Source organism: Methanolobus halotolerans (assembly GCF_004745425.1).
GTDB lineage: Archaea > Halobacteriota > Methanosarcinia > Methanosarcinales > Methanosarcinaceae > Methanolobus > Methanolobus halotolerans.
In genome coordinates this window covers 110,549-135,747 of sequence record NZ_PGGK01000001.1, presented here as the reverse complement: position 1 = coordinate 135,747, position 25,199 = coordinate 110,549, and the positions used below count along the sequence as shown (strand labels likewise).

General features: G+C 44.0%; 17 protein-coding genes. 7 read left to right on the top strand and 10 right to left on the bottom strand.

What is annotated here, in order from left to right:
• Positions 1–224: 224 nt before the first annotated feature.
• The 4 genes from mtaA to CUN85_RS00650 all read right to left on the bottom strand — a co-directional run bounded on the left by mtaA (position 225) and on the right by CUN85_RS00650 (position 5,666).
• Positions 225–1,235, bottom strand: coding sequence for a methylcobamide:CoM methyltransferase MtaA (gene mtaA / locus CUN85_RS00665; protein WP_135387959.1), 1,011 nt, complete (start codon positions 1,233–1,235; stop codon positions 225–227).
• 324 nt (positions 1,236–1,559) lie between these two features.
• Entirely contained in the window at positions 1,560–4,391 is a 2,832-nt protein-coding gene (locus CUN85_RS00660; protein WP_135387957.1) for a DEAD/DEAH box helicase, read from the bottom strand.
• Entirely contained in the window at positions 4,388–5,233 is an 846-nt protein-coding gene (locus CUN85_RS00655) for a metallophosphoesterase (protein WP_135387955.1), read from the bottom strand. The genes CUN85_RS00660 and CUN85_RS00655 overlap by 4 nt, the downstream gene beginning before the upstream one ends.
• A 16-nt stretch (positions 5,234–5,249) precedes the next feature.
• Positions 5,250–5,666 carry a hypothetical protein gene (locus CUN85_RS00650; protein ID WP_235856135.1) on the bottom strand — a complete coding sequence of 139 codons (417 nt, stop codon included), beginning with the start codon at positions 5,664–5,666 and terminating at the stop codon, positions 5,250–5,252.
• Positions 5,667–6,010: 344 nt separating this feature from the next.
• On the opposite strand from CUN85_RS00650, the gene CUN85_RS00645 reads away from it, so the two are divergent.
• Both CUN85_RS00645 and CUN85_RS00640 read left to right on the top strand, forming a co-directional pair.
• A complete protein-coding gene (locus tag CUN85_RS00645; RefSeq protein ID WP_135387953.1) occupies positions 6,011–6,634 on the top strand; it encodes an FKBP-type peptidyl-prolyl cis-trans isomerase in 624 nt (207 codons plus the stop codon).
• Positions 6,635–7,556: 922 nt separating this feature from the next.
• Positions 7,557–8,243 (top strand): DUF21 domain-containing protein, encoded by a 687-nt coding sequence (locus CUN85_RS00640; protein WP_328591203.1) that lies wholly within the window; start codon positions 7,557–7,559, stop codon positions 8,241–8,243.
• A 756-nt stretch (positions 8,244–8,999) separates the two neighbouring features.
• On the opposite strand, the gene CUN85_RS00635 is transcribed toward CUN85_RS00640, so the two are convergent.
• On the bottom strand, positions 9,000–11,045 hold the full coding sequence (locus CUN85_RS00635) for a cation:proton antiporter (protein WP_135387951.1): 2,046 nt from the start codon (positions 11,043–11,045) through the stop codon (positions 9,000–9,002).
• Between the two features lie 353 nt (positions 11,046–11,398).
• Between CUN85_RS00635 and CUN85_RS00630 the strand changes: the two genes are divergently transcribed.
• Positions 11,399–12,349, top strand: a complete 951-nt coding sequence (locus tag CUN85_RS00630) for a deoxyhypusine synthase (RefSeq protein WP_135387949.1) — start codon at positions 11,399–11,401, stop codon at positions 12,347–12,349.
• Between the two features lie 43 nt (positions 12,350–12,392).
• Positions 12,393–13,058 (top strand): orotidine-5'-phosphate decarboxylase, encoded by a 666-nt coding sequence (gene pyrF, locus CUN85_RS00625; protein ID WP_135387947.1) that lies wholly within the window; start codon positions 12,393–12,395, stop codon positions 13,056–13,058.
• 106 nt (positions 13,059–13,164) lie between these two features.
• Here the strand turns inward: pyrF and CUN85_RS00620 are convergent, their stop codons facing one another.
• The 5 genes from CUN85_RS00620 to CUN85_RS00600 all read right to left on the bottom strand — a co-directional run bounded on the left by CUN85_RS00620 (position 13,165) and on the right by CUN85_RS00600 (position 20,353).
• Complete coding sequence (locus CUN85_RS00620) at positions 13,165–14,970, bottom strand: hypothetical protein (protein WP_135387945.1); 1,806 nt, start codon at positions 14,968–14,970, stop codon at positions 13,165–13,167.
• A gap of 27 nt (positions 14,971–14,997) precedes the next feature.
• Entirely contained in the window at positions 14,998–16,068 is a 1,071-nt protein-coding gene (locus tag CUN85_RS00615) for a rod shape-determining protein (RefSeq protein ID WP_167848742.1), read from the bottom strand.
• 271 nt (positions 16,069–16,339) lie between these two features.
• Complete coding sequence (locus CUN85_RS00610; RefSeq protein ID WP_135387941.1) at positions 16,340–16,939, bottom strand: CheR family methyltransferase; 600 nt, start codon at positions 16,937–16,939, stop codon at positions 16,340–16,342.
• Positions 16,940–16,997: 58 nt separating this feature from the next.
• Positions 16,998–17,489, bottom strand: coding sequence for a chemotaxis protein CheW (locus CUN85_RS00605; RefSeq protein ID WP_135387939.1), 492 nt, complete (start codon positions 17,487–17,489; stop codon positions 16,998–17,000).
• 20 nt (positions 17,490–17,509) lie between these two features.
• A complete protein-coding gene (locus tag CUN85_RS00600) occupies positions 17,510–20,353 on the bottom strand; it encodes a methyl-accepting chemotaxis protein (protein WP_167848741.1) in 2,844 nt (947 codons plus the stop codon).
• Between the two features lie 601 nt (positions 20,354–20,954).
• Here CUN85_RS00600 and oadA point away from each other — a divergent pair.
• Genes oadA through CUN85_RS00585 form a run of 3 tightly spaced genes read left to right on the top strand, consistent with a single transcriptional unit; the run spans position 20,955 to position 25,198 of the window.
• Positions 20,955–22,679: a sodium-extruding oxaloacetate decarboxylase subunit alpha gene (gene oadA / locus CUN85_RS00595; RefSeq protein ID WP_135387935.1), complete on the top strand. Its 1,725-nt coding sequence runs from the start codon at positions 20,955–20,957 to the stop codon at positions 22,677–22,679.
• Between the two features lie 10 nt (positions 22,680–22,689).
• On the top strand, positions 22,690–24,171 hold the full coding sequence (locus CUN85_RS00590) for an acetyl-CoA carboxylase biotin carboxylase subunit (protein WP_135387933.1): 1,482 nt from the start codon (positions 22,690–22,692) through the stop codon (positions 24,169–24,171).
• A gap of 55 nt (positions 24,172–24,226) precedes the next feature.
• Entirely contained in the window at positions 24,227–25,198 is a 972-nt protein-coding gene (locus CUN85_RS00585) for a biotin--[acetyl-CoA-carboxylase] ligase (RefSeq protein WP_135387931.1), read from the top strand.
• Position 25,199 lies beyond the last annotated feature (1 nt).

Genomic DNA, 25,199 nt, shown 5'->3' with positions numbered 1-25,199 from the left:
CTTTTAAGAATATTGACGCCTTAATCTCACTTGACAAAAAAGCGTATCGAACAAATATATGCTTACAACTAGATTTAGGTTATATTAAAAATTTATGGAATAAACTCAGGTCATCGACTGCATCAAATACTAGAATACAACTTAAATTATAAAACCAAAGACCTGAACATCAAAAAAGAATGAATGCAGGCATAGTTCCGAAACTATGCCATGCAAGTATGGATTTATGCGTAATATTCGTCTCTTGCTGCAACCATTGCTTTGAGGTTCGAGCACGGGGTGTCCGGTGCGATACCACAACCAGGAGCAAGTACGTCAACACCATCGTCAAGAGCTTTCTTTGAGTCTGCCTTGACCTTTGCCTCATCACCTGAAAGAAGTGTGAATGGGCTTGAAATGTTACCACAAATGGTTACCTTGTCGCCGACCTTAGTCTTTGCACCTGCGAGATCTTTGACCTTCTCTTCGATACTTATGGATTCGAAATGGCAGTCTGCCATCATTTCAAGGATCGGGGAAACGTCACCACAAACGTGGAGAATCATTGGGCCTTTAACACCGTCTGCAAATTTCTGGAGTACTGGCTTGAGAATCTTGTCGAATGTATCAGGAGACATAAGGTCTGGGGAAGCTACCGGATCTGGTACACTGACAACATCTGCACCTGCATCGAGAAGAGCATTTGCGTATTCAATGCATGCATCGCATGAGAAATCAAGGATGGTCTGGAAGTCTTCTGGCTTCTTGATGGACCATTTCATGAACTTCTTAACGCTTGCAAGATCGGATGCAAGTGTGACCGGACCTTCCATACCGGCAATCACAGGAACTTCGCCTGCTGTCTTTTCCTTCAGAATTCCAAGAGCTTCTCTTACCGCTGGGATCCTGCCCTGTTCGAGGAGGTTCTCTGGCATTTTAAGGTCATCGACACCCTTTGGATATGGGTGGTCTGTGACAGAAGGCTGCCTGTTCTTTGTACCCATGTTGACTTCACAGCCCATGGCTTCTGCAAGCACTGTAAGACAGTAAGGAGCCCTTACACCCTCAAGACCGCATTCGGTATATGACGCCAGTGCAAGGTCTGCCATCTTCTGTGCATCGCTGTGTGCTTCAGGCCATGCAGCACCAGTCTTATCCATAAGCTCAACAATAGCAGTTTGTGTTACGGACAGAACAGGAACTTTGTCGACTTCTTCACCTTTTAATGCTTTTAAAAACCTTTCTTTCATGTTCATAATGAATCCTTCTCTTTAGAGTAGACTTTAGTCACCTTGATTTACCTTGCATCAGATATAAAACTATTGGATTGAAGCTGCTTTTCAAGAATTCCCGACGGAAAGTTCAGTAAGAGTAGACGTTTTTATAAATGCATATATCATACTGATTATGTATTACTTATCTATTAATATTTGAAAAACACAATATTTGAAAAACACCCGAATCCAATTTAAATAAAATTTTTAAAACTAAATTCAGAGTGAACTTATAAAAGAAATATTCCAGTGAAAAGTTCTAAGAAAATCCCAGTAAAACCAATTAATAAAGCCCAAAAACGTAAACTAACCCCAAAATCTCTTATTTTTTGCATAGTTCCTTTCAGCCACCAGTATGTCCCTGTAAAATGTTTCTTCATCATGCCTCATCTTCTGTATCACACGAGTTGCCATCTCCGGACCCACACCCCTGCTGGCAAGCGTCACCACAGCCTGTTTCCCATGTGTCATTACGATATTGGCATTCCTGTAGACTCTTCTGACACGTTTGAGATCGTCCTCAGAACTTATTTTCCCCTGTTTCTGCACAAGTTTTACTTCGTCTTCCTCCCAGGGTTTAAGAGAAGCTATCATTTTAGAATCACAGACCGGACATATGATCTCATCGGGAACATTCTTTACCTGCCTTCTTGATATCCATTTTTTGCAGTGTACACAGAAGAGTATTACTCTGTCATTCATAATACGATCTTTAAGAGCCATCACTATGGACCTGTCAGCCTTTTCAGGTGCTACCAGGTCCCTTTTCATGGAAAAACCAGCCCTCCCTATCGGAGTCGAGGGACTGGTAACAATAGATATTTCTTCGGAATATATCTGCATGAAGAGTTCTGATGCTTTTCCAACATCAAGCATTGTATGGAAAATCTCCCTGATAACCTCGTCATACATAGCAGTCCCACGGTATATATCAAGCAGTTTCTTCATGCTTATCCGGTCATAATCGATATCCTTGCTCAGAGCACCGAACTTTCTGGCAACATGCACCATTTTCCACTTCATAAGAGAAGTGTTCTTCAGAGTCATCTCTATGATAGGTTCGATATGTTCAGGCTGTATATCACGTATCAGCTGCCCGATTTCCCGTGCTTTTAACCTCCTGGGAAGCTGTAATCTTATCCGATACGGATCGATCTCCTGGGAGACACTGCTGCCATATCTCGCAGCAAGCAATGATGTCAGGACCTTTGCAAAGGTCTCATTGGTATTGTGACCAAAGCACGCATTGATAAGAACAGCATCTTCATCATTCTCAATAACGATGACCGTTGAATCAGGAACAGGGAAATTACCTGTGACCTGCTCCCGTATGAGAGTTACAAGCTCCAGAGCCCCGTTTAAATCAACCGGATGATCAACGGTAAGCTGCATTGCTATCCTGTTATCATCCCAGCCGTCGAGAATCCTGTCTGCAATCGACCTTCTAATAGAGCCTACTTCCCCTGCAACTTCAAAGGGTACAGGTATTTCCTCACCGACCCAGCTTGGGATCTCCCCCATTCCACTTACAGGCTCTACTTTTATCCTGTCACGGTCGCCGTGCATCTCAAGTACTCTCCACATATCGCCCTTGGTGATGAAAACAGCGCCGGGTGCTACAAAGTTAATGACAAAGGCTTCATCAAGTACACCAACGGTCCTTCCGGTAACTATATCGAATACCTCATATTTTTTTTCGTCAGGTATCATGGAAAGGTTATCATAATAATACTGCCAGCTCTTTCTTCTGCGTGAGAGGATGTTCGAACCTTCCTCATTCCAAACCATCCTGTAATCGTTAACCTGATCAACTACTCTTTTGAATACCTCAAATCTCAGGTCCCTGAAAGGATAAGCACGCTTGAGAATCGTGAATATCCGTTCGATCTCCACCTCACCAAAATCGAGGACCATACCGGATATCTGGTTCGCGACCACATCAAGGGAGTTCATATGAGGGTCAATGGATTCCACTTTCCCCTCCAGTGCAAGTTTGCAGATAGCCATACTCTCTGCCACATCATCCACCCCCATGGCCAGTACGGTCCCCCTGGAAACCTCATGTATCCTGTGGCCGGCACGACCCACACGCTGTAAAAGCCTTGAAACCTGTCTGGGGGAACCATACTGTACGACGTGGTCAACATTACCGATATCGATGCCAAGTTCCATGGAAGAAGTGCAGATAAGACCCCTCAGGTCACCGCTCTTGAAGGATTCCTCTGCCTCTATCCTTGAATCAACCGAAAGGGATCCGTGATGCACACCAATAGGCAGTTCAAGCATCTTGAAACCGGATGCCAGGGCTTCCGCACTTTGCCTGGTATTCACAAAGATCAGCGTAGATACATTATTTTCAACAATAGTCCTTATGTATCTCAGATGAGCTGCAAACTCAGCTTCCGAACCGATCTTTTTGGCAAGCTCAATATCCTCATCGGCAGGCGAAGGTGTAAGTACATTAAATTCCAGGAGTTTAAGCATGGTTACAACCACAACCGAAACATCCCTATCTGTCCCGGCCAGGAACTTCGCGATTTCTTCAGGATTGCCTACTGTGGCCGAAAGCCCGATCCTCTGGAACTCACCTGCAAGCTCCACAAGCCGCTCCAGACCAACTGCAAGCTGCGTACCCCTTTTTGAAGATGCCATCTCATGTATCTCATCCACTACTACATGTGTCACGCATTCCAGATTTTTCCGCAAGCGTGAGCCAGTGAACATTGCCTGGAGGGTCTCGGGAGTTGTTATAAGCAAATCAGGGGGCTTACGTGATTGTTTCTGCCTCTCATACTGAGAAGTATCACCATGACGTACCTGGACATCAATGTCAAGCTCAAGTCCCCACCACCGAATACGTGAAAGCATATCACGGTTGAGCGCACGAAGGGGTGTTATATAAAGTGCGGAGATACCAGTCCTCTGTTCCGTATTCTTTGAAAGTATGGCATTAAATATCGGAAGGACAGCAGATTCTGTCTTTCCGGAGCCAGTAGGGGCTACCAGGAAAGTATGCTCACCTTTAAGGATATGAGGGAAAACTTTTTCCTGTGGTTCCGTAGGTGCTTCAAAGCCCTGTTTCTTCAAAGCCTCCTGTATCCCGGGATTGAATGAGTCAAAGATGTTGCCAAAACTCATTTATTTACACCTTTCCTCTTGCGCTTTACACGGAATCTGCTCTCTTCCATCCTGCGAATATGCTTCAGAGCACCTAGTGATGTCCCGTCCAGCAGGTAGACTTGTGCATCATCGATGTCCACAGCCCCGGAAGAGAACATCGGACCAAGCAGGCCATCATGAAGGATCTCATTGAATGCAATTCCCCCACAGAGCTCATTGAAAGATGGGACTATAATAAGCTCAGGACCTTTCCATTTAACTTTGCCGGCCTGAAGGTCCAGATTCCTGAAATGCCCCCGGAGTACATCCGGTTTGAGTCGTGTCCGTATCCAGCTTTGCTCTGTAACAACATATCCCAGGGAATCGGTCAGACGTATAGTGGGATGATTGTGTGCGGTGATTATGTACTCTGCAGAAAGCAGTCCCGGGTCCGGCCAGGTATGACCATGGAAATATCCGACACCATCTATTATCGACCCTCTGACCGGATGTACCCTTATATCCGCTCTTTTTGGGACCAGACACTCGATACCTCCGTCGTGGTTACCCGGGAAGATATCTATTTCCGCATATTCGGCCAGTGACTCAAGGAAATATGGAATCTCATCCCTCTCCTGCCAGGATATCCGGGGGATGTTATGCTTTAAGTCCCCAAGCAGGATTATCCTCCCGGGAGATTCCTGCTTTATATGCCTCAGCACGCGGTCAAGTCCGTACTGCATACGACTTGGTATAGAGATGCCACTCCTGTACAGGTCCCACTCTATCCCGAGGTGGATGTCTGCGATGACAAGTGTCTTTGTCTCATTCTCCACCACCAGGGCAGGTTCATCGATTATGGGCCTTAGTTCTATTGTCATTTCTTTCAAAAACGGATCATTTGTTCTTATCCTCAGCCATTATATCAATCTTTTCTGAAAGTGAGTTGATTGTGGACCTCATTTCAATCAGTTCCTTTTGTATCTCCAGTATTGTACTGTACATAGGACTGCGACCATCTTTAATGGCCTGCTCCTGAGAGAACTTCTGCTTACTGGGGAAAACATAGACGTATGCAAGCCACATTCCAATGAATGCAACTGCCGACAATCCCAGGAGGAACAGAATATAATGTGGAAACACTGTCCGGATGAAAGAGTCCCCTGAACTGTAATACTGCAGCCTGGTGATCATAAGGAAGTTAAGTATGGAGAACAGGAACATGGTCTCCCCAACTATAATAAGCATGCCGCCGAGTTTGGTAGACATCTTCCTCTGTTTTGGAACAACTTTGTCTATAATGGAACTCATCATGAGAATTATGGTCTTAATGCATTATTTAAATTTTGCAGTTAATTCGACTCTGTAGAGATACTTATTTGAATTACATACACAACTTCAGCATACCTGCCAGGGTTGTGTACTAGTGGATGCATGGTTTCCCTTTCGATTGAAACTGGCACTCTGGAATGATATCTTTTTTAAGCTATTACGCAATAAATAAAACAGAAAACAGGTTTTCCAGATATCCCATATTCGACAAAATAATCTATCCTTTTTTTGAAAAAGTACAAAATATAAAGAACTTACTATACTTGGTTAACAATGCTTATTTCAAACCAAAAAAACTATTAATAGTCATCCCCTCAGAAGAACTGATGAGATCTGGAAAAATTATAATGATGCTTATACTGGGAAGTGCCCTGCTTCTCAGCGGATGCGTGGATACCGATGATATCACAGCACAGACAGCATCAGTAGAACAAGGGGATACTGTAACGCTGGATTACACTTTAATGACCGAAAACGGCACAGTTATTGAGACGTCCAATGAAACCGTCGCTGAAAATAACGATATTATGCAGACTGCGGAACCACTGGTGTTCGAAGTAGGGTCTGAGCAGACCATTATGGGAATTGATGAAGGTGTTGTTGGTATGAGCGAAGGAGAACAGAAAGAACTTACACTGCCACCTGAACAGGCTTTTGGCCCATACAGAGAAGAGCTGGTACAAGAGATACCCATCCAGGAATACCAGAATGCCACCAACACAACCGAGGTACCTCAGCCTGGAGAACAGTTGATGTCCCAGATGGGAGTAATCACAGTTACGGATGTCAATGATACTCATATAGTACTGGATGCTAATTCACCGTTTGCAAATGAAACGATTGTCTTTGATATAACTGTGGTGTCCGTTGAAAAAGGTGAAGTCGCAACAGAAGGTGTTGAAGAATCTATTGTGGATGAGGAAGAGTTTCCCATAGATGAAGGCTTATAACTACCTATTGTAGTTTAGCCAGCCTAAAAAAAGCCAGAGTTCCGGGATTGTGAGTCATATTTTAATCATCCGTTTCCGGAATTCTGGGCTGCTACATGACTGAAAACTGCCCGTTCATTAAGCTCTGTAAAACAAGTGCCATTTTTACATTATTAAACTGGACTTCTAAAAGTTAATGTCTCTTTTTTAACAAATAATAAATTGATAGAAGTTACTGCAATATGAGATAAGCAATCAATCAAAGAGGTGTGCGACTTGCACTAACGGATTTGGGTGGTGGGGTGGTACGAAAAATATTGGCAATCACACACCTCTGATATAACCACGCAATTTAATTATAAAAATATGTTCTCTCTTTAAAATTGGAGTATGGATTAGCACATTATGTCGAAAGAATAGGAGATGCACGCGTAAAAGAGAGGGTACAGCACATATGTTCATAGTGAACCCATTGAAGAGAAGTTCTATTATGAATTTATTCCGGGCTCATCCTGTTACTGAAGAACGCATTAAACGCCTACGTGCAATTGAAGTATTAGTATCTGAATAGAAGAGCTTACCATCCAAGCTGGACAAGGTTTATGCTTCTTATTTATTTTTGGTCCATTAGAAAATCGATCAGAATAGATAGAATAAAAGTTAAATTTACTCAATTGCCCCTGGTACATTCTAAATTATTGTTAATTTATTATTTTCTCCAAGTATCCAGTATTTCTACAGACCCAAAAAATAGGATTTACTTTTTACTTATAAGTAATCGATAAACAAACATATGCAAAAGAATTAATATCGATTGGTGCATACATATGAAGAGTGTAGAAGAAACTCTTTGGAGCAAATGAATACAAAGTCGTTTCTAATTTGGAGCTACAATAGATTACTTGTTAATGCAAAATTTCCTTTATAAATCCAGTGAAACTTTATGATAGAAATTACATGGATCTTCATTTTTCTGTGTCTTGTACAGTCTGCTATTTTCTCAGGTTTGACAATCGGCCTTTTTGGTTTGAGCCCCTTAAGACTTGAGATAGAAGCAGAATTGAAAAACCCCTATGCAATAAAGCTTATAGGCCTTCGCAAGAATTCACATTACCTACTTTCCACTTTGCTGTGGGGGAACGTAGCGATAAATACTCTACTGGCACTACTCACAGACACCATAATGACAGGGGTTGCAGCCTTTGCCTTTTCCACGGCAGGCATAGCCACATTCGGAGAACTACTGCCCCAGGCATATTTCTCCCGCAATGCTCTGAAAATGGGAGCACGTCTTTCACCTCTGGTAAGGTTCTACGGGATAATTCTCTATCCAGTAGCCAAACCATCCAGTATCGTCCTTGATAGAATACTTGGAAAGGAAGAGGTGGAATATTTCAAAGAAAGGGCCTTTCGTACAATGATAATAAAACACATTAACAGCTGTCAATCAGACATTGGGAAATGCGAGGGTATAGGTGCTCTGAACTTTCTTTCCATAGACGATCTTCCTATCAAGGAAGAAGGATCAGTAATACACCCCCAGAGTATAATACAACTTCCGTTTGAGAACAACCGCCCCATATTCCCGAAGATAGATAGAATCCGGGGGACCCACTGCTCAGAAAGATAGCCTCTTCAGGTAAGAAGTGGACAATAGTCTTAAATCAAAGGGATGAACCAAAAATAGCCATTGATGCGGACGGCTTCCTGCGGGGTGCCCTGAAGGTCGACACAGGCTTCGACCCTTACAGGTACTGCCACCATCCAATTGTAGTCTCAAATCCTAATGAGAAGATAGGCAGTGTCATAAACCGCCTTAAGGCCTACCCGAGGGACCTGGAGGATGATGTTATTGACGAGGACCTGATACTCTACTGGAACAAGGATGATCCGGTTAAAAAAAATCATTACCGGATCGGATATCCTCGGAAGACTATTGAGAGGATTAGTGATCAGGGTTGAGTGAACTAGTACCTAGCTAAAACTGCCAGACCTCCTGTTCCGTTTTATTTTTTACATTGTGATAGTTTTTCACGAAGCCGTACCAAAATAAAATGTAAAGTAGTATTCTACAGAGCCGAAATCAGAGAAGTACTCAAATTGACTTTACCTTATTGAAGAGAAACATGAAACATTATTAATACTTTCTTCGGCTCTGTAGAAAACCTACCTAAATCAACATCAATAAGACTAAAATGGCACATTTGTTCAATATCTAGCCGTACATTTTGAATTGTTGCTAACTTTAATATTTGTTAGAATATCGAGAATTTCTATAGAGCTTCTTCTTCATTAATTGTGTAGACCGAATTTCTTGGCAAGTAGACGCACCTCAAATCTTTTTAAGGATAGTTTACCAGTTATATTCTCCTGCCTTACGTGGTATTTATCGAAGGAGGAAAATATTATGATCTGCTTTATCATCAAATCTTTCTTCGGATGGTGGATAGGCTATTATAAGATTACCTTTAAAAAATGTAGTAATACGTTTTGGTAGCACTTGTAATATCGAATGCCACCCAGGAGTATCCCGACGAGTGCTTGCAATTATTCTAAGCTCATTTTGACATCCACCTCTTGCATCCAGAGACTGTATAAGAGCGTCCCATCCTTCCATACTTTCAAATGTGATGGAAATATCAGAACCTGACTTATCTAAAAATCCTTTATATTTTTCGGGGTCATCGTCCACCACTATAGCCTTCACTGGTGCTGATGTATGTTCAGCTATCCTTTTTATTGAATCCACTACGGAACAAAAACCCGAGTTATGAGCCATGCCGTGAGGGATTATAAGAGTTATTCCCTGCGTATTACACAAAGGATTTCTTATCATTGAAACAAGCACAAGTTTCTTAGTTCCTCTTAGTAGTTGGTCAGTGACAGAACCAATAATACTTTCCTTTGGAGAATGGACACCATCCCAGCCCATCACGACTGTTGATATCCTGTTCTCAAGAACCGCTCCCATTATACCGGAAGCTACGTTATAGCCAAGACGCACATGAGTGTTAACAGGAACTTCAGCGCATGCAGCATAACTAACGGTTTGCAAAAGCATTTTCTCAGCTTCAACAACCTTTTTTTCAGAATCCTCACCACTATATTTTACAAAAGAAAGTACATGTAACGGTTCACTTGATCTTTTCTCCCGAATCATCAGGGCCAGGTCCATTAAGAATTGCTTGTAAGTGGATTGCGTCGAAAAAGTAACTAGTATACGGGAGTCTACTTCCTGAGGATGGCATGTGACACTCTCTGCAAGGGAAATCCTATTACCATATATTTCAACAATTTGAGGACTTACTACCCCGACAACAAGTATCATTATCACTACGGCGTTTACCAGACCCTCGTTGAAAAGACCGGCTTCAAAACCGACAAGTACAATTGCAAGTGCTGCTGCAGCATGGCCAATAGACAAACCGAACATGCTCATAATCTGATCCTTGTTATAGCGGTACATTTTCCCTGCAAGCCATGCAGCTCCAAACTTGCCAGCGAACATGGCGCCTATCATCCAGAGTGCCACAATGAGTTGGTTTCCTCCTTCAAAGAAAGAATGGATATTTGTAAGCATTCCTACTGAAAAAAGGAAAAAAGGTATGAACAATGCATTTCCAGCAAATTCTATTCTGTTCATGAGTGGACTGGTATTTGGAATTAGACGGTTAAGCAAAAGACCAGCCAGAAAAGACCCAATAATAGGTTCAATTCCTGCAACTTCTGCAAGATATGCAAGTATAAATGCTATAACCAGGACAAAAAGGAATTCAAAATAACTCTCATCTGTAAATTTACTGAAAAACCATCGTGCAATGCGAGGAACAATGAACAAAGAGCCTGCAAAGAAAACGGTCAGCCCGAAAAGCAACCCGATCCAGAAATATAAATCAAGGCTCCCCTCCAGAGAAGAAATCACAACAGCAAGGACCATCAGGGTCATTGTGTCAGTAAGTAAAGTAGCTCCAATCGCTGCAGTAATGGCCTCATTGTTGACGATGCCAAGCTTCTTGACAACAGGATATGCAAGCAAGGTTTGTGAAGCAAACACCGATGCAAAAAGGAAGGCTTCAATGAAAGGCAGATCCAACACATAATATCCCACAGCAGTACCTGCAACTTGCGGAATTAAAAATGATAGTGTACCAAACACCAGACTCCTGTCTATCTTCTCAATGAATTTATTAATATTTATCTCCAGTCCTGCTATGAACATCAGGTAAACAAGACCGATTTCACCAAGAAGCACAATCGTCTGATCTCTCTCCAGTATATGCAAAGCATTGGGCCCAATTAGTGCACCGGCAAGGATTATACCGATCATCCCCGGTAGTCTAAGTAGCTTGAACAGAAGAGGTGCTATAAGGAAAACAAGCATCGACAACGCAAAAATCAGCACAGGCTCATGTAAAGGTATTGACAGGGACATGTTTATTCTCTATGGTTATCAACGCATATTTGAACACCAGAAGTCCCTATAATATAAAAATACGATGGATGTCGGCTCTGTAGAAATCCTCAGAATTCGAAAGAAAATTAAGGTCAACAAAATTTCAAAATGTATATTGATTATCAAACAGATATACCTATTTTATTCTACAGATTGTGTTTTGACAGGTCTTCTACAAGCCATTATTCTGTAAATATTCAGTTATGGAAGGTTTATCTGAAGTAAGGGATCAATTTGATTCTGCAAACTTTGTTCTTCATTCCAAAAGTATGCTTAGAGCAACATTAATGAATGAGCCTGCCATAGGAACTATAAAATTAAGAGGACTTAAAATGGAACATGACCTACATAGCCAAAAGCTCGAGAACCCTATCGACCAGGCCAGGATAACAGCCGGCATGGATGTTGATTCACTCATAAACTCCATTAGCGGATGCGCTTTCGGGGCAGGTAAGCTGGCGGATGCTGTGGACATCTACCATGAGATGCTAAGTGAAGGTTCCACAAGCTTTTTCGGGCTGGCAGGAGCCATGGTACCGGCAGGAATGAGAAGCATCGTGACTGATCTGATCAGGGACGGCTACATAGACGTACTGGTGACCACCGGTGCGAATATGGTGCATGAGATTGTTGAGTCATTGGGACTGCACCACTATAAGGGATGTGCGGAGTGCAACGACATTGAGTTGAAACATGACGAGATCAACAGGATATACGATGTCTATCTACCCGAAACATATTTTGTCGATTTCGAGGAAAAGATGCAGGCAATTTTATCGGGACTTGGCGACGATACCATTTCCATAAGGGAGCTTATGACGCACATCGGCAGGAATATAGATGATGATAACTCAATCCTGAAGGCTGCAGCTGATATGAACGTTCCTGTCTACTGTCCGGCCATACAGGATTCCATGATAGGACTGCAGGCATGGCTCTACAAACAGAAGAATCCACTAAAAGTGGATGCCTTCGCTGACATGAAGGAAATAATCGATATCTGCTACGAGTCAAAGAAGCCCGGTGCCCTGTTAATAGGGGGCGGCGTTCCCAAGAACTATATTTTCCAGTCCATGCTAATCACACACCAGGAGTTCGAATACGCCATCCAGCTGACAATGGACACGCCTGAAACAGGTGGCCTGAGCGGTGCGACCCTTGATGAAGCACGCTCGTGGGGAAAGGTCAGCGAGACGGCACGCTCTGTGACAGTACATTCCGATGCCACAATAACTTTGCCCATCCTTGTTGCAGCTGCAAGGAGCCGACTGGCCAAGGAATGAAAGAGGAGAGCATATCTTTAAACCACTATCAAGGAGAGATCTCATGGAAAAGAACACCCGACTCATACTCGCACTGGATGTGCTGGACAGTGATGAGGCTATAAGGATATCAAAGGCTGTTGCCGGACATGTAGATGCGATAAAGGTGGGCTATCCCCTCGTACTTGCGAGTGGGCTTCAGATCATAGAAAAACTGGTGAAGTATGCGCCCATCATAGCGGATTTCAAGGTAGCGGACATCCCGAACACAAACCGCCTTATCTGTGAGCAGGTATTCGATGCAGGTGCTGATGCAGTGATAGTACAGGGATTTACAGGGCATGACAGTCTTGAGGCATGTGTTGAGCTGGCACGCGAACGTAAGAAGGACATTTTCGTGGTGACCGAAATGAGCCACCCCGGTGCACTTGATCTCATGCAGGAAGCCGGAAAGGCTATCGCAAAGATGGCCGCAGACCAGTGTGCCTCAGGTGTCGTAGCCCCTGCCACCCGTCCGGAAAGGGTAAAGCAGATCAGAAGAATAATAGGTGAGGAGCTTGCTATAATATCCCCGGGCGTTGGTGCCCAGGGAGGTAGCGCTTCTGATGCCATCATGGCAGGTACTGACTGGGTGATCGTTGGGAGGAGCCTCTACCAGTCCGCTGACCCCGCAGGAGCTGCAGCAGGTATTGTCAGGGAAATAAAAAAAGTTATTAAAGATTCAAGTTGAAATCTGAAAAGTGTGCCTGTGATGATAAAACCGTTCTGATCCATGATGAACCCTATGAGTTCTGAGGCACATTTACAATATGAACTAAACAGACCACTTTAAGGAATCACTTTAAGATTCCGATATTCATTTGTACTATTTCTGAGAACACTTCGTTCTTCCTTGAATCTTCAAGGGAACCCTGCAGTTCTTCCAGAGACTTTTTCAGACTCTGTATATAGACCGACTGCTGTTCGAGCTTGGTACTCATCTTCTTGATATCCAGATGCTGACGATGTATCGTCACCTGTGTTCCGATATCCTTATGTGTGGTCTCAACTAGCCCCTCCAGTTCCCTGCGTCTTGATACCAGCTCATTTGATGTGGTTTCAAGTTCTTTTTCAAGACGCTTGTTATCTTCAAGCTTTGATTTGATGCTTTCAAGCTCGGACTCGAGTTCTGTTCTTTGAACATCAACTTCTTTCTGATGAGCAAGAAGGCTCTCATTTTCAATCTCAAGTTCCTTTTTGTGTCTGTCAATCTCTGACTGCTTCTCCCTGAGAGCATCTTCTGACCCGGAAAGGGATGACCTGAGCTTTTCCAGCTCCAAGCGCTTCTCTTCATGAACCTTGAGTTCGGACTCATACTTTGAGATATCTTCACAGAGTTTTTCCTCATTCTCAGTGTGGACCCTGAGTTTCTCTTCATAGCTCAGACGATCGGTCTCGTAATTTACGATATTCTCCTCAAACCCACGGACCTTTTCTGCCAGTTCCTCGGACAGGGAATTTATCCTGCATACCTCAGATTTCAGCAGCTTTCCGGATTCAAATGCCGCAAGCTTTCTCCTGACAAGATCATATTCCTGTTTTTCCTGTACGCTTTTAAGTTCCTTGAGTTCACTCTGCCTCTGTTTGAAAAGAGCATATTCCACATTGTATCTTGATATAATATCCGACAGCATGCGTTCGTTCTCGCTATGCTTTTTGGCCTTTTCCTCATATTCCCAGGTAGCGTTCTCCAGCTCGCTTGCCCTTGGTTTGAGTTTGGAGAATTCTTTCTCGATCTGTGCCTTGATCTCCTCGACACCGGAACTCTTTGCCATAAGCAGTGCTTCCTCACTTTCAAGTTCCTCCCGAAGTGTCCGAAGATCAGCATGCTTACGGTTCAATTCTTTTAATTCGGAGAAGTACCTAAATCTTACAACCTCCACAGCCCCTGCATAGTTGAAGTCTGCAAGGTCAGCTGTGAGATTGCTGCCTGAAGACATCTGTTCTTCGAGTGATCTTACTTTTTCCTCAAGTTCATCCTTTTTTTCCATATAGGACTGCAGATTTTCTTCATAGGAGGAGTTCTGATTGTAAAGTTCTGTCCTGTTATTCTCGAGAATGGAAAATTGTTCCTCGTACTCTAACTTAGAACTCTCGAGCTCTGCTACCTGTTTTTCGAAGTCAGCCTTCTGTTTCTCAAAGGCAGAGCGTTTCTCTTCAAGATCGTTAATTTCTATCTCAGGTATCAGGTTTTCAACCTTTGAAGTTGCTGATATGAGCAGGGCACATTTTCGGTTGAGATCTTTTTCCTGCCTGGAAAGTTCCTCCATCTCTTGTTTGAGATGCTCCTGTTTTTGCCTGTACTCTCCCATTTCCGATTCGTATCTTGACTTCACTTCGGCAAGAACAGTTTCCCTTTCCCTGTATTCCCGGATCTCAGCTTCATATTTTTCTCTTATATCTTCAAGACCGTCTTCAAGTTCTTTAACTTTAGGATCCTGCCCTTGTGGATCGGTTTTACCCTGACCACCGGAAGACGGAACCATATGTTGTTCTTTGTCCTCATCATCGTTTTTTACAGGTTTACGGTAAATGTTAGGAGTGAAGTCCTGTCGGCCCTTATTTACCTGTTTTGCATTTTTTGACCAAGTTAATGAACTCATAAAAACACATCCGGATATTTTGTCTAATTAACTATTCACCTGTGACCAGAATTCCTGAGGCATTCTTTCAGTAAGCTTTCTGGCACCTTGAGCAACTGCGAAATCCGGATCTTCCGACAAGAAAACCTTTCCTCCACCCAGCTCTTTCAACTCGCCTTCAATGAAATTGCCAACATTTTTTATTTTACTGCAACCGCCGCATACATAGATATTGTTCCTCAATGTTTCCCTGATATCCGGTTGCGAATCGGAGATCATTTTGGTCAGGCCTGAAACAACATCAGGAACTACTGATTCACATGCAAGCCTCAGTTCTTCGGTAATTGATGATTCTTCAGATGAGGTTTCTAATGGCAGTTCAACTTCGCACCGGACATCTGAAAGACCTACATAGCCAAACTCTTCCTTCCACTGCCTTGCAAGGTGCTTTGTTATCTTCGCATCTTCATACTTTTCCCTGATCAGGTCAATTAGCTCCAGGTCGATGTTCTCCCCTGCAAAGGATATTTTTATCTGGTCCTCATCCCCGGGAACATTGCCATTGATATGACAGATATTCAGCTTACTTGCACCTATGTCTACAATAAGGCAATTCTCCATACGGCCGCTTCCATAAGCTATACAGAAGGCTTCATCGGCCACCATTGCACCTGTGAACATCCCTCTTGCCATACCCAGTATGGATTTCTTATAGGTGATATCAGCACCTGCAGGAACACCTATAATTGCATAACTTTCCCCGGAGTCGAGTTCTATCCCGGCACTCTTGAGACAATGTTGTAATAAGAACTTTACAGGTTCCTGATTGCCGGTATTTCCCATAAGGAAATCCTTTACAGGCACTTTTGGTTCCATATCTGTCTGTTCAAGAGCAGCTTTTCCGAAAAGGATATTCTCATTTTCCACGCTTTGCGGAAATTGTTCTCCTTCATAAGCAATGGCACTGTATCCCACAAATTTTGTTCCCTTGTTTGTACATATTGCTATTGTGTAAGTACCAAGATCGATACCCACATAAAGTACCTCTTGCCCATTTGCAGGCTCTGAAGTCTTATTTTCAGTTTCCTTCCCACTTTGGACCTGTTCAAAATCTTCCAAATTGATACCCCTGATCTTTGTCTGACATCTGATAAGACAAAGTTGTGGTAAATCAGTATTTATGTATTATGAACATGAAACACTGACTTATGGCGGTGATAAAAATGATGGCGAAAAAATATCGGTTAAAGAACAGACACTTGTGAACGTAAGCCGGTTATTTCACCCATGTACAAAATACAAGGACCACATTGGAAATTTAATTATGATACGCACCAATGATTATCTTAACTTCAGGGCATTTTTTAATTCCATGACTTTGACAGGACAGTCAACAAAGTTTCCGGTACAACTGTGCATTCGAAACCACCGGCTCGAAATAGTCATTAAGCTCTGCCGGCATTTTCTGGGTCTGCTCCATGGCAAGATATCCCCCCTCCAGAGCATCATGGAACATCCTGATAACATCTATGCGTTCCTTTTCCTGGAAGTGGAGAAGTACATTCTTACACATGATCAGATTCAGACCCTTTCTTATCGGCTGCAGGTCCAGCAGGTTATGCCTGGTGAAAGAAACACTGTTCCTTATTTCATCTGATATTACAAAATGACCCGGCTCGACGGCCGGAGAGAAATATTTATCTATAATGTCCTTTGGTATCCGCTGGACCTGTTCCCTGGGGTATATACCTTTGCTGATAATATCACCAAAGAGATTGCTGTTATCAATATCAGTTGCATGTATCTTCACATTCCTGAAGATCATTCCCATGTTCTCACGCAATACAATTGCCAGTGAATATGGTTCGGGACCCATGGCACAGCCCGCATCCCATATGTGTATATACCTGCGGGTTCTAAGTTCCGGAATAATGTGGTCCCTTATCATCTCAAGTGTCTGCATGTCCCTGAAAAAGTATGTAAAAGCCATAATGTTCCTTCCACAGAAAATTGTCAAAGATATTTTAAAATGAAAAATATCCTGCCAATCAGGCAAGGGTGGCTATCTCATTTATTTCCTCAAGAGTCAGGACCCTGGCAAGATCCAGCAGTATAAGAAGACGGTCGTCGACCTTACCAACACCATTTAGGTAGTCCCTGCTTATCTGCGAAAGAACAAGATCAGGTGCAGGTTCAACATTTGATTTTGGAATTCTCAATACTTCATTGACAGAGTCGACGACCATACCTACAACATTATTCTCTATCTCAACAACAATTATCCTGGAATTCTCATCTACATCCTTTAAGTTAAGGTTAAAGCGTTTGCCGAGATTGGCCACAACTATGATCCTTCCGCGAAGGTGGATAACACCTTCGACAAAATCAGGAGATTGGGGGATGTGAGTGATCTCAGGCATCCTGATGATCTCCTGAACTTTTATGATCTCAACACCGAACTCCTCACCTCCAAGCTGAAAGATCACCAGCTGAAGCAGATCATCGGAAGTGTTTGTCCCATCAAATAACAGTTCGTCCATGTGATCTTCCTCAGGCGGACTCATACAAGAGCACTGTCCCGGGGTCCTTTTCCAATACCATCCGGTTTATTATCAGCTTTGTCTGCATCGGTGTCAACACCCTTTTCAAGTGAACCAGTACAATTCAACTGCATTTCATCGAGTATGAATTTGTCAACCACGACTTTCATTTCACCTGCCAGCAGGGCAAGGTCTTCTGCAGATCTTGAAAGCTCCTGCATTGTTGCCGTCTGCTCCTGTACGGCTGCAGATGCTTCCTCCGTACCTGCTGCTGATTCCTCGGAAATGGCGCTGACCTCTTCTACTGAAGACGTTACTTCTTCAATGGAAGCTGACTGTTCCTGTGCAGCAGCTGCAATATCCTGCACCATGCTTGCGATAAGGTCACCGGCGGTTACAACCTTTTGTATCATATTGACCGCATCATTGAGTGCGGAGGCACCATGGGAAACCTCATCCGCCCCTTCCTGCATTGTAGTGACAGCATTTGCAGTACCATCCTGTATCTGATGTATGAGACCTGCGATCTGCTTAGCAGCATTACCGGAGTCTTCTGCGAGTTTGCGGACCTCATCGGCAACTACCGCGAACCCGCGTCCATGCTCACCTGCACGAGCTGCTTCTATTGCTGCATTGAGCGCAAGCAGGTTGGTCTGATCGGCAATACTGGTTATGAGGTTAACGATCTCACCGATCTGCTTGGATTTACCATCCAGTTCCATTATTGCTTTAGATGATTCAGAGGATGCTCCTTTGATGCCTTCCATCTTCCTGAGGAGATCCCCTGCCAGCTCACCCAGGTCATGGATCAGCTCGTTGGACTCTTTTGCAGTTTCAGCCGCCTTCTGGGAATTGGTAGCTACTTCCTGGACGGTCATTGTCATGTCAACCATCGCACGTGAAACTTCCTCGGTCTTACCTGCCTGGTTCTGAGCACCTTTGGAGATCTCAGAAACAGTGTCTGCTATCTGGTAGGATGACGAGGTCATCTCCTCTACAGACGCGGACATTTCTTCTGCTGTGGATGCAACATTCCTTGAACTATTATTGACTGTTGAAACAACATCGTTCAGTGACATGCGTGTATTCTCAACTCCATCTGTAAGCAACTGGAATTCGCCTACACCCCTCACTCGTACAGGACGTGTCAGATCGTTATTCGAAATAGCCTCCAGAACTTCACTTGAATCTGCAATTATGGCCTGAAGATTGTCACCGAAACTGTCAAGAGCATTTGCAAATACCTTAAAGTCGCCCTGTGTCTCAAAGCTTACTCTGGCATCGAGTCTACCCTCAGAATATTCATTGACTATACGGATAGATTCATTCAAAGGTGTTACAAGCGCATCGATCGCCATGTTGACTGTATCGATGGCCTCCTGGAATACACCGTCATAAGCTGAAGAATCGGCCCTGTAATCAAGGTTTCCGGTTTCACTGGCACGACCCAGCTTTATGAACTCATCTACAATGCCTTCTATATTGCTCATCATAGTAATATAACAGGGGATCAGTTCGTCGTTCTCAGAACGTTTACCTACTTTTTTAAGACCTTCAAGATTACCAAGGTCGCCGACAGCAATCCTTTTGTTGACAGACATCACCGTGAGCAACCTGTCACGGATGGAGTTCGTGGCTTCACCCACATCAGCAAATATACCCTGATACTGGCCTTCAACCTTACGTGTGTGATCGTTCTCTGCCATGAGTTGCAGTATTTCATCACATTCCTGAAGGCCTGCAAGACCATCGATACAGGCATTGATATTGTTTTTGATTATGTTGAAATCACCTTTGTACTCGTCGTGTATCTTCTCCGGTATCTCACCCCTGGAAATGTTCTCAACATAGTCTGCAGTCATGTTGAGCGGAGCGATAAGAGCATCAAATGCATCGTTTACACTATTGACCGCTTCCTGGAAAAGGCCATCAAACTTTGAAGAATCAACCCTGTGGTCCAGACTGCCTGCTTCTGCGGCTGTACCAAGCCCTATGAACTCGTCAGCCATTCCCTTGACGGTTTCCATCAACAGAACGGTGTTAGGAAGAAGTTTATCATTCTCCGAGCGCTTGCCTGCCTTCCTGTATCTTTCAAGATCACTGAAGTTTCCTACAGCCATGTATTCGAACGTACGCTGGATGTTTAGCAGCCTGTTTCTTACCTCATTGACAGCGTAGGCATTGTCCTTGAAAATACCCGTATACTCCCCATCAACACCAGTCTCGAAGTCATTGACCGCCAGCTTCAGAAGAACATCCGTGCTTTCGTGAAGAGGTCGTGCGATTGCATCAAGTGTGGTATTCAGGCTTTCGATTATCCTCTTGAAATCACCTTCATGGCGGGAAGCATCAGCACGCACATCTACTCTGCCTTCAATACCTGCTTCAGCCAGCCTGGCGGAGTCCTCAACAAGCGAATTGATAGCATCCACACAGGCATTCAGGTTATTCTTAAATTCATTGAAGGTACCTTTGTATTCCTTCGTTATCTGTGGAGGGATGTCACCTTCGGATATCCTGCGGACATACTTAGATGCAGCCATGAATGGTTCGACCACAGCATCCATCAGACTGTTGATCTCATCCATGGTTTCTTTTGCCCTGCCGTTAAATTCACCGGTCTTTATCCTTTTATCGAGATTACCTTCCAATGCACACACGGCAAGCTTGCTTACCTCATCGGCGATCACAGTCTGGGAATCAGCGGAACGTTTCCATTCAACAGCATTCCCAATAAAAGCATTGAACTTCTCAGCAAGTATTTCATCATTACCTGTCAATTCCAAGCTTATCCTGGAATCCAGAGACCCATTGCTGATGTCATTCAACACGCGAGTGATTTCTTTGTTCAGTTTGTTGTTCATGCCTAGCATATATACACCCTCGTAAAACAGGCGGGTCCGAACATTATGTTTACAGTTACGCGCTTGTTTTGCAGATTAAGAATAGATAATAATATCTATTTAATTATAATTATTACAAATATACTATCAATGCTTTAATATAAAAGTATATCCATTTTAACTGCAAAAAGAAGGAACTGATAAGCCAGGCAGATCCTGAAGTAAAGCTAGATGCCGATATCGACAGGTCGAGCTGCATGCTGGTAAGAACCGATGGGAAAACAGTTCCTGTTGTAAAAACAATCATTGAAGCAGAGCTAAATGGTAAAAGGCATTATGTAGAAAATATTATAATGGGCGATAAATAAAGTTCTTACTTGAATGTGTTCTTTTTTATCTGCATGACCAAAAAAGAAATATATTTGCAGTTATTTTTTTGTAAGTGGGCCGCCAGAGAATCTTTTTTGAACGATATATAAGTGTTCACCAGAAACTACATAAAAGAACATGATATATAGAAACAGAAACCCATCTGAGACTTGGTGCCAGATGAATTTTAAAAATTATCCTCAGTAATTATTCATAGTAATACTGATACAATAATCATTTCCCGGAGGATTCCATGAAAGTAAAAATAACTGAAACCATTCTTCGAGATGCGCATCAATCCCTTATAGCAACCAGAATGCGCACCCGCAACATGCTGCCAGTAGTTGACAAACTGGACGAGATCGGATACTTTTCACTCGAGATGTGGGGTGGTGCTACATTTGACAGTTCCATAAGATATCTTAACGAAGACCCGTGGGAAAGGTTGAAAGAACTCAAAAAGCACATGAAGAACACACCCGCCCAGATGCTCCTGCGCGGACAGAACCTGGTAGGTTACAGACATTATTCAGATGATGTTGTCGAGAAGTTCGTCAAAAAGGCCTACGAGAACGGAATCGACATCTTCAGGGTATTTGATGCCGTTAACGACATCCGCAACATGGAAAAGGCAATCAGCGTAGCTAAAAAGGAAGGCGCACATGTCCAGGGAACAATATGTTACACCATCAGCCCGGTGCATACAATTGAAAAGTATGTTGAACTGGCAAAAGGACTGGCTGAACTGGAATGTGACTCACTGTGCATAAAGGACATGGCAGGACTTATATCACCTCAGCAGGCGTACGATCTTGTGAAAGCCCTGAAGACGGAGGTCAATCTTCCGGTAGACCTGCACTGTCACTGTACATCGGGCATGGCGCCGATGAGCTATACAGCAGCATGCAGGGCAGGCGTTGATGTACTCGACACAGCACTTTCCCCCTTTGCATGGGGCACATCCCAGCCACCCACCGAATCCATCGTTGCCGCACTTGCCGAGACAAAACGTGCTACAGGACTGGATCTTGAACTAATAGCCGAGGTAGCCCAGTATTTCAAGGAACTCAAAGAGGAGTACCGGTGCATCCTTAATCCGATCTCAGAGCAGATCGATACTAACGTGCTTCTTTACCAGATACCCGGAGGCATGCTGTCAAACCTTGTTTCCCAGCTCAAGGAGCAGAATGCGCTTGATAAGTACGGCGAGGTGCTTGCCGAGATGCCCAGAGTCAGAGCCGAACTGGGTTACCCCCCGCTTGTTACGCCAACAAGCCAGATAGTAGGCACCCAGGCTGTACTGAACGTCCTTATGGGAGAGCGATATAAGGTGATCCCGAAGGAAGTGAAGGATTATGTACGAGGCCTCTACGGCAGACCACCTCAGAAGATCGATGATGCAATTGTTGGAAAGATAATCGGAAATGAAGAACCGATCACATGCAGACCGGCAGACCTTCTTGAGCCGGAATACGAGAAGATGAAAAAGGAAGCTGAAGATGCAGGTCTTGTAAAAAAGGAAGAGGATATACTTACATACATCCTGTATCCGGCAATTGCTCCCGCTTTCCTGAAAGGAGAAGCAAAGGAGGAAGAGCTTGTACCGATCAGCACCCAACAGAACCCATGTGCCTCTGCTAATACTACTATAGTACCCACAGAGTTCAAGGTGGAGGTTGACGGAGAGATGTTCAATGTCAAAGTCAACCCGGTGGGAGGAATAAGTGTTGAAGGGTCAAAGGGAGAGATCACTCCTGATCCTGTTTCCGGAGCCGTTACCAGTCACATGCAGGGAATGGTACTGTCCGTCAAGGTAGAGGTAGGAGAGCAGATCAGCGAAGGTGATACTGTCTGTGTTATAGAGGCCATGAAAATGGAGAATGCCATTCATGCACCGCATGGCGGCATAGTAAAAGAGATATTTGTCGCTGAAGGTGATGCTATAACCTCCGGTTGTGTACTCATGAGTATTAATTAGGAGAGTTGTCATGTTCAAAAAAGTACTTATTGCAAACCGAGGAGAGATCGCGATCAGAGCGATGCGGGCATGTAGGGAGTTAGGAGTCCAGACAGTGGCCGTATACTCGGAGGCAGATAAGAACGCCCTCTTCGCGAAATATGCAGACGAGGCATACTATATCGGCCCTGCACCCTCAAGCCAGAGTTACCTTAACATCGACAAGATATTAGAAGTGGCACTGGAGAGCGGAGCAGAAGCGATACATCCTGGTTACGGATTCCTTTCTGAGAACAGTATCTTTGCCAGAAAATGTGAAGAGGCAGGAATAGTCTTTATAGGCCCGCCCAGCAAAGCCATTGAACAGATGGGCAGCAAGATCGCCGCCAGGAATGTGATGATAAAAGCGGGTGTTCCGGTAGTCCCGGGAACAGAAGGGGCTGTAGCAAGTAAGGAAGAAGCCATTGAAACAGCTGATTCAATCGGTTATCCGGTTATAATCAAGGCATCCGCCGGTGGCGGTGGGATTGGTATGAAGATAGTTCATTCCAAAGAGGGATTCAAGACAGCATTCCATTCGATCCAGTCCGTTGCTTCTTCGGCCTTTGGTGATCCGACAGTCTTCATTGAGAAATATGTTGAGGAACCCAGGCACATAGAATTCCAGATACTTGCTGATAAGTATGGCGATGTCGTCTACGTGATGGAGAGAGAATGCTCCATACAGCGCCGGCACCAGAAGCTGATAGAAGAAGCACCATCTCCTGTGATGACCCCCGAACTCCGTAAAGAGATGGGTGAAACAGCGGTCAGAGCTGCCAAAGCCATAGGCTACGAGAACGCAGGAACCGTAGAGTTCCTTTATTCCAAGGGAGAATACTACTTCCTTGAAGTCAACACAAGGTTGCAGGTCGAACACACAATTACGGAAATGATAACCGGCATAGACCTTGCAAAACAGCAGCTGCGCATTGCATGGGGTGAAAAACTCCCATTCCGGCAGGAGGATATAACCTATAGAGGCTGGGCAATAGAATGTCGTATCAATGCAGAGGACCCTCTCAATGATTTCGCACCTTCCCCTGGCAAGATAAGGAGATATCGCTCTGCCGGCGGCCCCGGTATACGCGTCGACAGTGGTGTGCACATGGGATACACAATATCCCCGTATTATGATTCAATGATCTCTAAACTGTGTGCATGGGGACAGAACAGAGAGGAAGCTATTGATCGCATGAACCGTGCGCTCTACGAGTATGTGGTTGCAGGAGTGACAACGAACATCCCGTTCCATAAAGCAGTCCTGAGAAACGAGAGCTTCAGGAAAGGTAAACTCACCACTCATTTCATCGATGATCACAATATCATCGAAGATGTCAGGAAAGTTGTGAAGGAAGATTCCACCAGGGGGGCTACCTTAGCGTCTGCTCTTGAAAACAGAGATCAGAAAATTGCAGCCATCACTGCAGCTGTAGGTTCATACATGAAAGCTGCAGATGAACGGAAAAAATAATCAATCTGTGAGTAATATATAGTGTGGGAACTAAATATTCACTGGTGAGATATCTGTGAATGGGAATAAAACCGAAATTCTAAGAATACTTAAGAGTTCAGGGAGTAAACCAGTATCCGGACAGGAGATCGGATCAAAGCTTGGCATAACCCGTGCAATGGTCTGGAAATACATCAAGGAGATCAAGAAAGACGGTTATGAGATCCAGTCCTCACCGAAGATAGGATACACACTTAAGTCCTCACCAGATATGCTGTACCCTGAACAGATAAAAATAGGTCTTGAAACAAGTCTGCTTGGGAAGGAGATTGTCTATTACGATGAAGTCGAGTCCACGAACAGCATTGCAAAAGAACTCGCCGGAAAATATCCAGAAGGAACCATAGTTATAGCGGAAACCCAGAAAAAAGGGCGTGGTCGCATGGGGAGCGACTGGCTGTCACTCCCGGGCGGTATATGGTTCTCGGTTATACTGAAACCTTCCATACCTCTTGAGTACGTAGCCAAGATGACACTGGTTGCAGGCCTGGCAGTAACTAAAGCAATGCGTGATCTGGGAGTCGACGCCCGCATTAAATGGCCAAACGACGTGCTAATCAATGGCAAAAAAGTCTGCGGGATACTTACTGAAGTTGATGCTGAGGTAGAACAGGTTGAACATGTCATCCTCGGGATAGGCATCAATGCAAATGTCAGGCTGAATGAATTCCGGGAAGATATCAAAGAGAATTCTACAAGTATCGAGGCAGAACTTGGAGAACCCATCGACAGGATATCTTTTATAAAGGACCTGCTTTTCCAGCTCGAGCAAGAATACATCAAATTCAAGACCCAGCAGTTCTCAAACGTTGTCAGTGAATGGATATCCCTTTCTGACACTATAGGAAAGAAAGTAACTGTGACAACACCGACAAAGATTACCGAGGGTAAGGCAGTGGGAATCACTGACAGAGGCGCTCTCCTGATACTTACCGATAACAATGTCAAAGAGGAGATCATTGCAGGACGCTGCAGATATATCAAATAAG